Origin of the sequence: Candidatus Puniceispirillum marinum IMCC1322 (assembly GCF_000024465.1) — a bacterium.
GTDB lineage: Bacteria > Pseudomonadota > Alphaproteobacteria > Puniceispirillales > Puniceispirillaceae > Puniceispirillum > Puniceispirillum marinum.
On record NC_014010.1, the window covers coordinates 1288714 to 1303751 of the forward strand.

At 46.9% G+C, this 15038-nt stretch carries 12 protein-coding genes; 6 read left to right on the plus strand and 6 right to left on the minus strand.

The genetic code is table 11. The features are described from left to right. Window positions 1-5: 5 nt before the first annotated feature. From pstB to SAR116_RS06150, 5 genes are all read right to left on the minus strand, one after another. Window positions 6-812, minus strand: a complete 807-nt coding sequence (gene pstB, locus SAR116_RS06130) for a phosphate ABC transporter ATP-binding protein PstB (protein WP_148212382.1) — start codon at window positions 810-812, stop codon at window positions 6-8. Between the two features lie 67 nt (window positions 813-879). Then, window positions 880-2184: a phosphate ABC transporter permease PstA gene (gene pstA, locus SAR116_RS06135; RefSeq protein WP_013046076.1), complete on the minus strand. Its 1305-nt coding sequence runs from the start codon at window positions 2182-2184 to the stop codon at window positions 880-882. After that, complete coding sequence (gene pstC / locus SAR116_RS06140) at window positions 2177-3562, minus strand: phosphate ABC transporter permease subunit PstC (RefSeq protein WP_013046077.1); 1386 nt, start codon at window positions 3560-3562, stop codon at window positions 2177-2179. The genes pstA and pstC overlap by 8 nt, the downstream gene beginning before the upstream one ends. Before the next feature lie 65 nt (window positions 3563-3627). Beyond that, the gene (locus SAR116_RS06145) at window positions 3628-4680 is read right to left on the minus strand and encodes a substrate-binding domain-containing protein (protein ID WP_013046078.1); all 1053 of its coding nucleotides are present in this window, start codon (window positions 4678-4680) and stop codon (window positions 3628-3630) included. 159 nt (window positions 4681-4839) lie between these two features. Beyond that, window positions 4840-5880 (minus strand): ATP-binding protein, encoded by a 1041-nt coding sequence (locus tag SAR116_RS06150; protein WP_013046079.1) that lies wholly within the window; start codon window positions 5878-5880, stop codon window positions 4840-4842. Window positions 5881-6307: 427 nt separating this feature from the next. Between SAR116_RS06150 and SAR116_RS06155 the strand changes: the two genes are divergently transcribed. From SAR116_RS06155 to SAR116_RS06175, 5 genes are all read left to right on the plus strand, one after another. Further along, window positions 6308-7276 carry a Bug family tripartite tricarboxylate transporter substrate binding protein gene (locus tag SAR116_RS06155; RefSeq protein WP_013046080.1) on the plus strand — a complete coding sequence of 323 codons (969 nt, stop codon included), beginning with the start codon at window positions 6308-6310 and terminating at the stop codon, window positions 7274-7276. 87 nt (window positions 7277-7363) lie between these two features. After that, complete coding sequence (locus SAR116_RS06160; protein WP_013046081.1) at window positions 7364-7864, plus strand: tripartite tricarboxylate transporter TctB family protein; 501 nt, start codon at window positions 7364-7366, stop codon at window positions 7862-7864. A gap of 11 nt (window positions 7865-7875) precedes the next feature. After that, window positions 7876-9396: a tripartite tricarboxylate transporter permease gene (locus tag SAR116_RS06165; protein WP_013046082.1), complete on the plus strand. Its 1521-nt coding sequence runs from the start codon at window positions 7876-7878 to the stop codon at window positions 9394-9396. Window positions 9397-9408: 12 nt separating this feature from the next. Beyond that, window positions 9409-10959 (plus strand): acyl--CoA ligase, encoded by a 1551-nt coding sequence (locus SAR116_RS06170; protein ID WP_013046083.1) that lies wholly within the window; start codon window positions 9409-9411, stop codon window positions 10957-10959. Between the two features lie 23 nt (window positions 10960-10982). Further along, complete coding sequence (locus SAR116_RS06175; RefSeq protein WP_013046084.1) at window positions 10983-11957, plus strand: 2-dehydropantoate 2-reductase; 975 nt, start codon at window positions 10983-10985, stop codon at window positions 11955-11957. 135 nt (window positions 11958-12092) lie between these two features. Here the strand turns inward: SAR116_RS06175 and SAR116_RS06180 are convergent, their stop codons facing one another. Continuing rightward, entirely contained in the window at window positions 12093-13310 is a 1218-nt protein-coding gene (locus SAR116_RS06180) for an aminotransferase class V-fold PLP-dependent enzyme (RefSeq protein WP_013046086.1), read from the minus strand. 147 nt (window positions 13311-13457) lie between these two features. Between SAR116_RS06180 and SAR116_RS06185 the strand changes: the two genes are divergently transcribed. Continuing rightward, window positions 13458-14864 carry a helix-turn-helix domain-containing protein gene (locus tag SAR116_RS06185; protein ID WP_013046087.1) on the plus strand — a complete coding sequence of 469 codons (1407 nt, stop codon included), beginning with the start codon at window positions 13458-13460 and terminating at the stop codon, window positions 14862-14864. The last annotated feature ends 174 nt before the right edge of the window (window positions 14865-15038 follow it).

The following is a 15038-nucleotide window of genomic DNA, read 5'->3' on the forward strand; positions in this document are numbered from 1 at the left end:
TTCTATTATCCAATCTTGCCGGAAATATAGGCTTCTGTTTGCTGGTTCAACGGGTTAGTGAATACATCTTTGGTTTGTCCAACTTCGATGAGCTTGCCTAGGTGAAAATAAGCTGTGCGTTGTGAAATACGTGCCGCCTGCTGCATCGAGTGCGTGACGATCACAATCGAATATTCTGCACTAAGTTCATTTATCAGTTCTTCAATTTTCGCTGTGGCAATAGGGTCCAGTGCTGAACAGGGCTCATCCATCAGAATCACTTCGGGGCTGACTGCTATTGCCCGCGCAATACAAAGGCGCTGTTGCTGACCGCCTGACAAACCAGTGCCTGACTGGGTTAGCCTGTCATGCACTTCGGCCCATAGGCCAGCCCGCTGCAAAGCTTCTTCGACAATAGCATCCAGATGCGCTTTGTCGGCCGCCAGCCCATGAATACGGGGGCCATAGGCGACATTATCATAAATTGACTTTGGAAAGGGGTTTGGCTTCTGAAACACCATGCCCACACGGGCGCGCAACGGCACAACATCAATGGAAGGGTCATATATATTCTGACCATCCAGCGCGATTGTGCCCATAACACGGCATGAATCGATAGTGTCATTCATACGGTTTAAACAGCGCAGAAATGTTGACTTTCCACAACCTGACGGGCCAATAAGCGAAACAACCTCTTTGCTGGCAATATCAAGCGATACGTCATCAATGGCTTTCTTATCGCCATAAAAAACATCTACTTTGCGCGCCGTCATACGCGCATCATCAACATAAATATCACCTACTGTATCGGTGTGAACCTCTGCCTTGCTCATAGTGTCACTCTCAATCTCTTCATTAGATATATGTATCCCTAAATGCTTTTGCATATGCTCATCCTGACTACCAACGACGTTCTAGACGTTTCCTGAGCACAATTGCAAATGCGTTCATACCTACAAGAAATGCCAGCAACACAATAATGGCAGCGCTTGTTTTTTGAATAAACATACGCTCGGCAAAATCCGCCCACATGAAAATCTGTACCGGCAAAACCGTACCTGGATCCATCACACTGTTAGGAATGTCGACGATAAAGGCAACCATACCAATCATCAATAGCGGCGCGGTTTCCCCAAGCGCCTGCGCCATTCCGATAATCGTACCTGTCAGCATGCCGGGCAAGGCTAGCGGTATGACATGGTGAAAAATGGTCTGCATACGTGACGCACCAACTCCATAAGCTGCATCGCGTACACTTGGCGGCACCGCACGTATTGCGGCACGTGACGAAATGATAATTGTCGGCAAGGTCATCAATGCCAGTACGACACCACCAATAAGCGGTATTGATCGCGGTAGCCCAAATATACCAATAAATATAGCCAGACCAAGAATACCAAATACCACCGAAGGCACCGCCGCCAGATTATTGATATTGATCTCGATAAATTCGGTTATGCGATTTTTCTTGGCTATTTCTTCAAGATAGACCGCCGTAGCCACACCAATGGGAAAAGACAGCACAAGACAGACAGCCAGCGTCATCAGAGAACCGACAAAGGCACCCTTAATGCCCGCCATTTCAGCATCACGCGAAGCACTGCCAAAGAACAGATAGTCGCTGACATTATAACTAATGCGCCCCCGGGCATTTAAATCATCAACATAGCCAATCACCCGATCATTAATCCGGCGATCAGCTTCAGGCGTTTCGCGCTTGATAAATCCACGCAGGAAGCTGTCAATATCATCATCTAGAGCAAAGCGCATTGGCTGAATAGTGCCAAATAGATCGGGGTTTTCTTGTACGAATTTACGAATACGTTCTTCGCTTCCAGATGAAATCATCTTACCCGCTGCACGCTTTCCAGACCGGCCTTCGGGTTTTACAGCCGCAAACAGGGCGTCACGAACAACACCACGCGCATCGCCGCTATAAAGCGAACCGGTGGACAAATCACCTTTCGGGTCAAGCCGCTCACGATCAAGCTCAACGTCAAGCGTGACATAATATTGGAAAAATCCAGGTATGCCTTTTGACAAAATTGTCGCAAACAAGGTCACCAGAAAAATCAATGCAATGGCAATCGCTATCCGTCCGTAAAAGCGGAAGCGCTTTTCTTGTTTATTTCGGCGTTTAATGGTTTCCTGAACTTGCTTAGTTGCCTGTTCTGGCGACAACAACCCTTGCTTTGATCTATTCATATTGCTCTCGGTATTTCTTTACAATTTGAAGCGCAAAGAAATTCAATCCAAGCGTGATCACAATCAACGTCAATGCCAGAGCAAAGGCTGAAAGCGTCTTGGCTGATTCAAATTCCTGATCGCCAACCAGAATGGTTACAATCTGGGAAGTTACTGTGGTAACAGCGTCAAGCGGGTTAAACGATAGATTTGCCGCAAGACCCGCCGCCATCACAACAATCATTGTTTCACCAACCGCCCGTGAGACAGCCAGCAAAACCGACGCAACAACACCAGGTAAAGCGGCTGGTAAAACAACATTACGTACCGCTTCATTCTTGGTTGAGCCTAACCCATAGGCGGCGTCCCGAAGGGCTTGTGGAACCGCATTAATCACATCATCCGACAAAGATGACACAAACGGGATAATCATGATCCCCATCACCAAACCAGCCGCCAAGGCTGATTCAGACGCCACATCCAGCCCAATCAACGATCCCCCTGTACGAAGCAATGGTGCCACGGTCAGCGCTGCGAAAAATCCATAAACCACTGTCGGCACACCAGCCAGAATCTCCATCAACGGCTTGATAATAGCGCGTTCACGGCTAGTGGCATATTCGGATAGATATATGGCGCTGAAAAGCCCGACAGGTACCGCTACACTTAAAGCGACTAATGAAATAAGGAATGTACCTACAAATAATGGTACTGAACCATATAGCGCCGTGCCACCACCCGAACCAGCGCGTTCAGCACCTTCAAATTGCGGATTCCAGACGGTGCCAAATAAAAAGTCCTGAATTGGTACCAGTGCAAAAAACCGCATCGACTCAAAAACAACCGAAAACACGATCCCGATGGTTGTCAGGATGGCAATCACTGAACTGGTAGCTAAAAGCCCCATGATGATACGTTCAACTGCATTGCGCGACCGAAATGACGGGTTGATTTTAAGATAGCCAACCAGACCCCCGCCAAGCACCAATGCTAGCACCAGAATGCTTGTCAGCATCTGCGAAAAATCTGCCCATTTCGTCCATGCCTCGCCGGCGGCTGTTACCCATTCGGGCGGGGTGCCAAATTGAATGCCATCAACCACATTCTGGATCTGGGCAAGAACTATAATTTTATTGAAGTCTTCGGCCTGCTGAACGTCAAGCGGCACATAGTCAATTATCAGATTTGAAAAGACAAGATCATCGCCAATCGCCATAACAAAAAGCAGGGCATAAGCTGGCAACATAGCCGTTAAGGCAACAAAGAAACCATAATAATGCGGTAATGAATGAAGTTTGGTCGCTTCGCGTGTGCGCAATAAAAGCGCTGCGCGACGACCAAGATAAAACCAGGCAGCCCCGATCACCAGAACGATAATGGCAAGATATAGCAGAGGCACCGCAGTTTTTTACCTTTCTTAAAAAAGGGAACCAGCACTTTTGCCGGTTCCCTCTATTAGCATATTTACTTCAGCATATCTGCTGTCAAAAGCGGCAGATCTTTCATTGCTGCGGCATAAGAAGCACGCTCAGCTGCTGGCATTGGAATCATGCCTGACTCAGCTAGGATACCATCTTCGTCCCAATGCTTTGTCCACTCATTCATGTAATCAGCTACACCCGGAATAACACCCATATGCTGATGCTTCACATAAAAGTAAAGCGCACGTGATACTGAATAATTATCAGTCGCGATATTATCAAAAGTCGGTGCTGTTCCTGAAATAACCGCACCCTGAAGTGTATCGGCATTCTGGTCAAGATATGAGAAGCCAAAGATACCGTATGAGGTTGGATCTTCCTGAAGCTTCTGTACGATCAAATTATCCTGCTCACCGGCTTCAACATAAACGCCGTCAGTACGCATGGCGCGACAAATTTTTGCTTTTTCACCCATGATTTTCAGAACCCGCTTGGCTTCATCATCTTTACCGCAATAGCCTTTTTCATTAACCATTTCGGCAAATGAAGCACGTGTACCAGATGTTGTTGGCGGGCCATAAACACGAATCGCAATGTCTGGAAGATCTGGGTTGATCTCTGACCATTTTGTGAAAGGATTTGGAACCATTACGTCAGTTTTATAATTTCTGACTTCCGAAGCTGGCACCATAGCTGTCAGCGCCTTGCCAAGATCAGCCTTCGAAATTGTCAGAAGCTCACCGGCTTTTGATCCAGCAACAACAATACCGTCATAACCGACTTTGATTTCTGTCAGCTTGACACCATTGGTGCCACAATAAGCTAGTTCTTTTTCTTTCATGCGCGACGACGCATTACCGATATCGGTGAATTCGGTGCCTACACCATCACAAACACTTTTCTTGCCGACAGATGATCCGCCTGATTCGACAACAGGTGTTTTGAAGTCAGGGTTACGGCCAAGACGCTCAGCAACAATGGTTGCAAACGGCAGAACGGTTGAAGACCCGGAAATACTAATGTAGTCACGGGCTTGCGCAGTGCCAGCTAGCATCATGCCAGCCAGTACGCCTGAAATAATAATTGATTTACGCATTCTAAGCTCCCAATTCGGTGAAACAACCTCCCTTATTGGAGGCCAGCGCATACTCAACCGATTAGGTTACTTATTTATTAAAGAAATATTACAGTTTTATGACAGCGTGGCACGCAAATGAGACCAGCCGACTTTAAGTATAGGGCACTAGCGAGCGAGCTATATTAGCGGCAACGTTACGGTAAAGATTGTTGACTCGCCTGGTACTGATGCCACATCCATACTCCCGCGATGCCGGTTAAGAATATGCTTTACGATGGCCAGGCCAAGTCCGGTACCACCAATTTGACGCGATCGCGCCTTATCAACGCGATAGAATCTCTCAGTAATGCGCGAAAGATGCTGTTTAGCTATGCCTTCGCCTTGATTAATGACATCAATTTGAAGCTGGCCTGGCATCGGTTCCGTCAGCTCAATCACAATGTGCGAACCTTCAAACCCATATTTAACGGCATTCTCGACCAGATTGACAAAAACTTCTGTCAGTTCATCATAACTGCCAAGGATTCGCGCGGGTTTGGCTTTATCCAGCCTATTATCGCGGACAATTATCTGCATATTGCGGGCTTCGGCTTTGCCAACCAATGTATCGCGCACAGCATTGATCGTTGCCAGAAGTGATACCTCATTTTCCGGAATGATATGCTCATAGACCTCGACCCGCGACAATGATAACAGATCGTCAATCAGGCGCGTCATGCGTTTTGACTCTTCATCCATGATTTTCAAAAAGCGCAGTTTCATCGCATCATCAGTTACATCACCATTAATCATGGTTTCAATGAAACCAGACAGGCTTGTCAAAGGCGAGCGCAATTCATGACTGACATTGGCAACAAAGTCGCGGCGCACATTTTCAAGGTTGCGCTGCAAGGTCATATCAAGAAACAGCAACGCAACCATGTTATCGTCCAGCGGTTTGATCCGCAGGGCAAACTCGGTCGAGACCATATCAGTTGGCTGATATACCACTTCTTGTACGATGCGCCCTTCGGCGACATGGGCAAAAATACGGGTAATATCATCATGTGTCACCACATCGACAATATATTTCCCTACCAGATTCTGCCCTAAAAGCCTGACAGCTGCATCATTAACGGACAGAATCATACCGTTGTTATCAGCTATGATCAGACCATCATCAAGCATTTCGGCAATCTGGCTTATCATGGGTGCAGATGCGTAATCAGGTAAATTCATTTCAGTTCCAAAACCCTCACAAATAATCATCTTTACATACTGAATATTACAAACAGATTACCCTTAAAAAGAAAACTTTGTTTCATATGACCGTGACCAACAAAACCAGGTGAAATTTGTCTGTAAATATTCAATTTTGTAAGGTCTGAAAATCTTAAAAAAGACGCCTCAATATTACAATTTTCTGTGGCGATAATTTTGAGAGAATATAGCGTTAAAGTTTTGTGTTTATAATCAGGTGTTTATCTATATTTTAATGAGTAATAGAAAAAATCTATGAGTTGTAAAGTGATTCAAAGTAAGTTTGTAAAATGTTAATAAATAGTTTGTAAAAGATTACAAATTAACATTTTTTTGGTTTATTAATCATTTTTCCCTGCCTACCAATTTATCAACGGAAATGAAAAAAATGAGGGGAAAATAAAAAATGATTACCAAAACTTCAAAAATGCTTACCAAATGCGCCCTGGGTGGTTTGGCTATTTTAATGGCTTCAATGCCATCCTATGCATCGGACTGGAAGCCTATTAAACCGGTCGAAATGGTCATTATGGCTGGACAGGGTGGTGGCGCTGATCGCCTCGCACGTCTGTTTCAATCTATTATTCAAAAAGAAAGTCTCGCATCAATGCCTGTATTGCCAATCAATAAAGGTGGCGGCTCAGGTGCCGAGGCCATGCGGTATCTGAAAGACAAGTCAGGTGATCCCCATGTGCTGATGGCGACGCTGAATAGCTATTACACAACGCCTTTGCGTACTGATATTGGCGTTGATATCGAAGAATTCACACCAATCGCCCGTATGGCTGTTGATACTTTTGTACTTTGGGTTAACGCTGATAGCGACATCAAAACACTTGATGATTATGTTGCTGCGGTTAAGGCGGCTGGTGGCACATGGAAAATGGGCGGTACCGGCACCGGTCAGGAAGACAGCTTAATCACGGCCATGCTGGAAAAGGAATTTGGCATAAAGCATATCTATGTACCATTCAAAGGTGGCGGCACTGTTGCCAAAAACCTTGTCGGTGGTCATATCGACAGCACTGTAAATAATCCGTCAGAACAAATGGGCTTTTTCGAGGCTGGTAAATCTCGTCCGATTGCCGCCTTCACACCAGAGCGCCTTGCGGTATTCCCAGATGTGCCAACTATGGCTGAACTTGGTCATCCGATGACATATTATATGCAACGCAGCTTTGTTGCGCCGGCTTCAATGCCTGATGCGGCTGTCGCCTATTATGTGGAAATGTTCAAGAAACTGTCTCAGACAGAAGAATGGCAGACCTATGCCTCCAAAAAGGCTCTGATGACTGATTTCCTCAGCGGTGACGAATTGCAGGCATATTTCTTGGCAGAACGTGCGGCGCATGCCGATATTCTAAAAAACATGTAAGATCATTTAATCAGATAGACATCATTCAAGTTATTGAGAGGGCGTGCCCTCTCAATAATGCTATCGGATTAATAGGGGGAATGCCTTATGAATCGCGCCGATAAAACTATAGCTTTGGCTCTCATGGGCTTGTCGATCTACTTTATGTGGCATGCCAAAGAGTTGCCTATCGGCTGGGTGCCTAGTGATGGGCCTGGTGGGGGTGCATTTCCCTTTTGGCTTTCAGCAATTCTATTTTTGAGTGCATTAGGCGTACTGATAAGTGCGCTCCGAGCATCCAAAGAAAATACCGAAAATATAAAGAAACCTTTCTTTGAGCCCGAAACTGTCTCAGCTGTCATAAAAGTCAGCTGTGCTGTTTTTGTTACTGTCGCCATCATGGCAACGCTTGGAACTTATGTAGCGCTCTTATTATTCCTGTTTTGGTATTTACGCATCTTCGGCAAGCACAGTCTGAAGTTGACCGCAATCATCACATTGGTAACGCCGGTCTTTGTGTTCTTCTTCTTTGAGGTAACGCTGAAAATCCTATTGCCAAAGGGGATAACCGAACCGCTTTTCTTCCCCCTCTATAATTTGTTTTTTTAAGGATCAGATGAATGGAAACGCTAGGCTTACTGTTAGACGGTTTTTCAACATCACTGTCTCTATTTAACATCATGATTGTTGTTGCTGGTGTCACAGCTGGTCTGTTTATTGGCGCCATGCCCGGCTTGGGATCGGTGAATGGCGTTGCAATCGTTTTGCCGCTGACCTTTCTGGTGCCACCCGAATCTGCCATCATTTTGCTGGCCGCTATCTATTATGGCGCTATGTATGGTGGGGCGGTAAGCTCTATATTGCTTGGTATTCCGGGGGCTTCAACCGCCGTTGCCACGACCTTTGATGGCCGGCCAATGGCGCAACAGGGCAAAGCTGGACTGGCCTTGATCACATCGGCTGTTGCGTCTTTTGTTGGCGGTACTGTATCCGTTATCTTGTTCACCATTTTTGCTGTGCCGCTTGCCGATGTCGCGCTTGCCTTTGGTCCCGCAGAAGAATTTGCTCTGGTTTTACTTGCTTTCACGACCTTTGTTGGTCTGGGCAATGACAATGTCTATAAAACCATGGTGATGATCATGCTTGGCCTGGTTCTATCGACTGTTGGCCTTGATCTAATATCTGGACAACCACGCCTGATTTTCTTTGATATGCCGGGCTTCTATTCAGGAATAAGCTTTCTTGTTCTGGCCATTGGCGTCTATGGCGTTGGTGAAGTTCTCTACACCATCGAAACATCAAAGAAGAACACCGAGGTCACCAATGCCCGCATCACCTTTGCTGAATTGGGCGCAGGTTTGCGTGAGCTTGCAAAATTATGGAAAACCATGACGCTGGGCTCTTTCGTTGGGTTTTTTGTTGGCATGTTACCCGCCGCTGGGGCGACACCTGCCTCGCTTATGGCTTATGGTATGGCCAAGTCCTCATCAAAGAACCCTGACAGCTTTGGCAAAGGGAATATTGAGGGTGTCGCCGCACCGGAAACAGCGAATAATGCGGCCTCAACGGGGTCATTATTGCCGATGCTTACCTTGGGCATTCCGGGATCACCAACCACCGCACTTTTGCTTGGGGGCATGGTTATTTGGGGATTGGTACCTGGCCCCATGCTATTCATCGAACAGCCTGATTTTGTGTGGGGGCTGATCAGCTCGCTCTATACGGCCAATTTTGCATCGGTCATTATCAATATTGCTTTGATACCTTTGTTTGTATGGGCTTTGCGGATGCCGGCGACCGTTCTATGCGCTCTTGTGCTGGTGCTATGTATCATTGGTGGGTTTGCCCCAAGCCAGAAAATGCATGATGTATGGCTTATTATTGCCTTTGGTGGTGCTGGCTATATTTTGCGCAAAGCAGACTATCCTCTGGCACCTTTAGTATTGGCGATTGTACTGGGCCCGCTGATGGAAAAAAGCTTTCGGCAAACTTTGATTGCCGAACAGGGCAATGTTTTGGCATTCTTCGAACGCCCTTTATCGGGAACATTCATGTGTTTGGCTTTGTTTTTCTTTCTATTACCACTGATTAAATATCTACGCCTATCTCAATTCGATCAAAAATCCACAACCAGTTCTTAACGGATAGATGTCATGACAACGCTTTCTTCTCTCATTTCGCTGCACCCCAAAGACGCACCAGCTATTGGCGCCCCGGGGCGTCCCTGGCTAAGCTATGGCGGGCTTCAAGATTTGGCACAGAATGTGGCAAACACGCTTCATGATTGCCATATCGGGCGCGGCGATAGAGTTGCCATTGTTATGCCAAATGGACCTGAAATGGCGACCGCCTTTATCACTGTTATGCAGACCGCTGTAACCGCCCCACTTAACCCGTCATATCGTCAGGATGAATATGAATTCTATCTTCAGGATTTAGGGGCAAAGGCCATTATCCTGCCGCATGATTATACAGGCCCTGCCCTTGATGCGGCGATAGCTGTTAATTTGAGAATATTGCGCGCGCATAGCGGCACCGATGCAAACGCTGGATATTTTGACCTGACCCCGGATAGTGTGGGGGCTAGCTCTATTGAAACGAATGATCAGCAATGCGACAAAAGCGCAACAAATGAAAATGATGTTGGTTTAATTCTGCATACATCAGGCACCACATCACGTCCAAAGATCGTACCTTTGCTACAATCAAATCTGGCAGCATCAGCTACCAATATTAAAAATACACTGGCACTAACCCCCGCAGATCGCTGTCTGAACATAATGCCTTTATTCCATATTCACGGCTTATTGGCGGCGGTGTCGGCCTCGCTTGTGGCTGGGGCATCTGTCTGTTGTACAGGCGGTTTTGACGCTCTACGGTTCTTTTCGGTGATAAAGGAGGTCAATCCCAGCTGGTATACAGCAGTTCCGACAATGCATCAGGCCATCTTAAGCCGTGCAGACCGCAACAAGGATGTCATCACAAATTTGAACTTACGGTTCCTGCGCTCATCATCAGCATCGCTTCCTTCACAAGTCATGCACGAACTTGTGGACACCTTTAGCGCACCTGTTATTGAAAGCTATGGCATGACCGAGGCTGCGCATCAGATGGCGTCAAACCCTCTGCCACCAAGACCGCAAAAGCCAGGTGCTGTCGGAGTTGAGGCTGGACCACTTGTACGCATTGCCAATGAAGTCAAAAATGAATTGCTGGGCGCTGACGCGGTTGGTGAAGTTGTGATTTCGGGCGACAATGTAACCCCGGGCTATGAAAATAACCCTACCGCTAATGAAGCCAGCTTTTTCATCGCTGATGGATCACGTTGGTTTCGCACCGGCGATCAGGGTACCTTTGACAAGGATGGTTATCTCAGTCTGACCGGACGGTTAAAGGAAATCATCAATCGTGGTGGTGAAAAAGTCAGTCCGCTTGAAGTTGATGAAGTTTTGATGGATCATCCCGCCGTGGCGCAGGTTGTCACATTCGCAATGCCGCATGATAAATTGGGCGAGGAAGTCGCTTGCGCGCTTGTTTTAAAAGCTGACCAAGAGGCAACTGCACAGGATATTCGCGCGTTTGCCGCAACCCGTATGGCTGATTTTAAAGTGCCACGCAAAGTTGTTATTCTTGATGAAATACCAAAAGGCGCTACGGGCAAGATGCAACGTATTGGACTGGCCGAAAAGCTAGGCCTCGTCTAACAGCGCGACAGAAAGGAATAATCATGAAAATTTGTATCTTTGGTGCAGGAGCCATCGGTGGGTATCTTGGCGCCAAGCTGGCTGCCCATGGCACCGATGTCAGCCTTGTTGCACGCGGGCCGCATCTGGACGCCATGCGCACGAATGGCTTGCGCCTTATAGACGAAACAGGTGAAACAAATGTGCGCGTCAACGCGTCAAGTGATCCAGCAGATTTAGGTGAGCAAGATTATCTGGTTATCACCTTGAAAGCGCATTCCGTGCCGCCGATGGTTGAAAAAATGGCGCCTCTCATTGGCAAACATACAACGATCTTAAGCTGTGTGAACGGTGTCCCATGGTGGTATTTTTACAAGCTTGGCGGCGATCTTGAAGGCACCCAGCTTGCATCTGTTGATCCTGCTGGTGCTCAATGGAATGGATTTGGCCCAGAAAAAGTTCTTGGCTGTGTTGTCTATCCGGCCGCAGAGGTCGTCGAACCTGGTGTAATTAAACATATTGAAGGTAACCGGTTTTCGCTTGGCGAGCCTGACGGGCAAAAATCTGACCGGATCGTCACTTTATCCAAGATATTTTCCGAGGCAGGCCTGAAGGCGCCTGTGCGCCCGCGTATCAGAGACGAAATATGGGTTAAATTATGGGGCAATCTTTCCTTTAACCCGATATCGGCACTTACCCATGCAACGCTTGATATTTTATGCACTGACCCAAGCACAAGAATAGTTGCGCGTAATATGATGCTTGAAGCACAGGAAATCGCCGAAAAATTGGGTGTCAAATTCCCGATTGATGTGGATAGACGCATCGAAGGCGGTGCGGCTGTTGGCGCGCACAGAACCTCGATGTGGCAGGATCTGGATATGGGACGCCCTATGGAGATCGACGCCTTGGTCGGTTCAGTTAAAGAGCTTGGCCGCATTACGGATACACCAACACCTACGATAGATGTAGTTCTTGGCCTGATTCAAATGCGGGGTAAAGTTGCAGGCGTATATTAAATAAGCCCTGCCCATAGCTCATGCTCACCTGACCATTTTATAACGGCATAATCATATAGGAACCCAGCCAAAAAAATGAACAGACTGGCATAATTTGCCAACCTGCTCACAAGTCTAGGGAGTTCTATAATAGGATTATTCAGCAGCTAGTAACTTTGCTTTCTCGGCATGTGTATCGGTAAAATAGGTTACCGCGGCACCAACACCTGATCCGGCGTCAAATTGAATGCCAGCATCACGCATAGCCATTTCCGCACCACCCAGCATCTGTAGCACCATAGCTTCATTAAGCCAGCCCAAATGCCCGATCCGGAACACTTTGCCTGCCACTTTGCTAAGACCGCCACCAAGCGAGACACCATAATTATGATAGGCTGCCTTGATCACATCATTGGCATCACAATCTTCATTCACTAGGATCGCCGTTACCGTATCTGAAAAATTAGCTTGATCCACGGCACAGTTACGCAATCCCCATGCTGTGATCGCTTGGCGCACACCTTCGGCCAAACGATGATGACGTGCAAAGACGTTATCCAGACCTTCTTCCAACAGCATATCAACCGATGCCCGTAATCCACGCATCAGCGTCATGGCTGGTGTATAGGGAAAATAGCCTGTTCGGTTGGTCTCGGCCATGTAATGGAAATCAAAATAACCACAGCCCAAATAGGTATCCGCATCACGCGTTGACACATTCTTTATTTCATAAAGCACCCGCTCGCTGACCCCGACGATCGCCAGACCCGTTGGCAGCATGAACCCTTTTTGTGATCCGGATACAGCGACATCAACGCCCCATTCGTCCATGTTAAATTCAATCGAACCAATCGAACTCACACCATCAACAAAAAGCATGGCAGGGTGATTAAGATCATCCATCACGCGTCGCACCGCGGCTACATCACTGGTCACACCTGTGGCGGTTTCGTTATGACATACAAGTACCGCCTTAATAGAATGGTTTTTATCAGCCGCAAGCGCATCACGATAAGCATCGATTGGCGTCGCTTTACCCCATTCTTGATCAATACACGTCACGTTCAGATTGAGCTGGCGGCACATCTGCACCCACAGATCAGAAAACTGACCAAATGAAGAGGCCAGGACGCCATCGCCTGCGCTTAGTGTGTTACGTAAAGCTGCTTCCCATCCGCCTGTACCAGAACCGGGAAACACGAACACTGTTCCTGTTTCGGTGCGGAAAACTTTTTTAAGATCGGCAAATAATGGCAATGTAAAATCAGGAAGATCAGGCGCACGGTGATCCTCTAATGCAACGTCCATAGCCTGACGTACGCGAAAAGGCATATTTGTTGGTCCGGGAACAGCAAGCGTTCTATTTCCAATCATTTCCACTCTCCATTTGGTTATCTCCTATAATGAGCCTTAACCAAAACCTGATCGCTTGCACGTATTTTAGTGTGAATGTGTATAAGGTGTATATAACTAAAAAAATTTATGTTAATTTGTAAATATTCTACTATTCAAGAGGTCGTCATGCGCAAAACATTCATCGGACCCAGACTTCGTCAATTACGCCGTGACAGCGGGCAAACGCAGGCGCAAATGGCTGAAAAACTTGGCATCAGCCCTGCCTATGTAAATTTGCTGGAAAAAAACCAACGGAGCCTGTCAGTTCAGGTTTTGATGGCCTTATCCGATGAATATAATGTTGATTGGCGCGATGTCGTTCTGGAAAAAAACACGACAGTTCTTTCCGATCTTCGCAATATTTTGCAAGACCCTCTCTTTACAGGCACACCGCCCGATCTTGATGAATTACGTTCTGCCATCGATCATGCCCCGCGTTTGATAGATAATTTTATAAAGCTTTATCACAGTCATCGCACATCGATGGAAAAGATCATGCAGCTTGGCAGCGAGCGCATGCCCAAAGAAATACTCGATACATCACCAGAAACCATGATTCATGATTTCTTCCGTGACAATCTGAACCATTTTGACACTTTGGAAAGGGCAGCAGAGACATTAGCCGCCGAAGAGAACTATGACTCAGACGATGCCTATGCGATGCTCAAGGCTCGTCTTAAAAACAAACATGGTATTTCGATCAGCATTATCCCTGTTGAATCGATGAATGGCGCTTTGCGTGTTTTTGACACCGCATCAAATGAGATTCAGCTTTCCGAAGCGCTAGATCACAAGAACCGCACCTTTCAGCTGGCACATACTTTATGTTTTGTCGAATTTAGCGATATCTTGGACAAAATAACAGCCAATAGCAATTTTGGGACGCCAACGAATATAGCGCGCTGTCAGGTGGAACTGGCCAATTATTTTGCCGCCGCCTTTCTGATGCCATATGAAAAATTCATCTCTTTGGCCGAAAAAAGTCGCTATGACATTGATCGTCTTGCTTCTGGATTTCTGGTGTCCTTTGAACAAGTCTGTCACCGGCTTACAACCCTGCAACGGCATGGACGCCGCGGTGTGCCTTTCTTCTTTCTGCGTGTCGATAAGGCAGGCAATGTCACCAAGCGATTTAACGCGACGAGCTTTAACATCGCTGAACATGGGGGATCTTGTCCTGTATGGAATATCCATACTGCCTTTCGCATGCCTGGCGTGATTCTGCCCCAATTTGTCGAGCTTCCAGATGGTGAACAATTCTTTACGCTAAGCTGTACAACTGAGCGACCGGTTTACAGTCATGATACGCAGGATCGCCGGCTATCAATATCTCTTGGATGCGAGATTAAACATGCTGACAAATTGATTTACACCTCGGGCCTTGCCAATTCAGCCGAGCGATCTTTCAGCCAGATTGGTATTAACTGCCATCTTTGCCTTAGAAAAGCCTGCTCACAGCGCGCCCATGCTCCGCTATTCACCGAACTGACAACCGATACAAGTCGGCGCGGCGAAACGCGCTATGAAAGCTAGACCCACACAACCAGATTTAATGATTTAGGTATATGGCAGTGGTACAGGCTTCAAGGCGTCTGTAAGCCGGCGAACTAAAGTATGAATTCTAGCCACCCAATCCGGACTTCATATTGAACTCCACATTCGATCACGGTTACTGATCCCGTAGCCTGTTTCAAAACGACTTGCTCA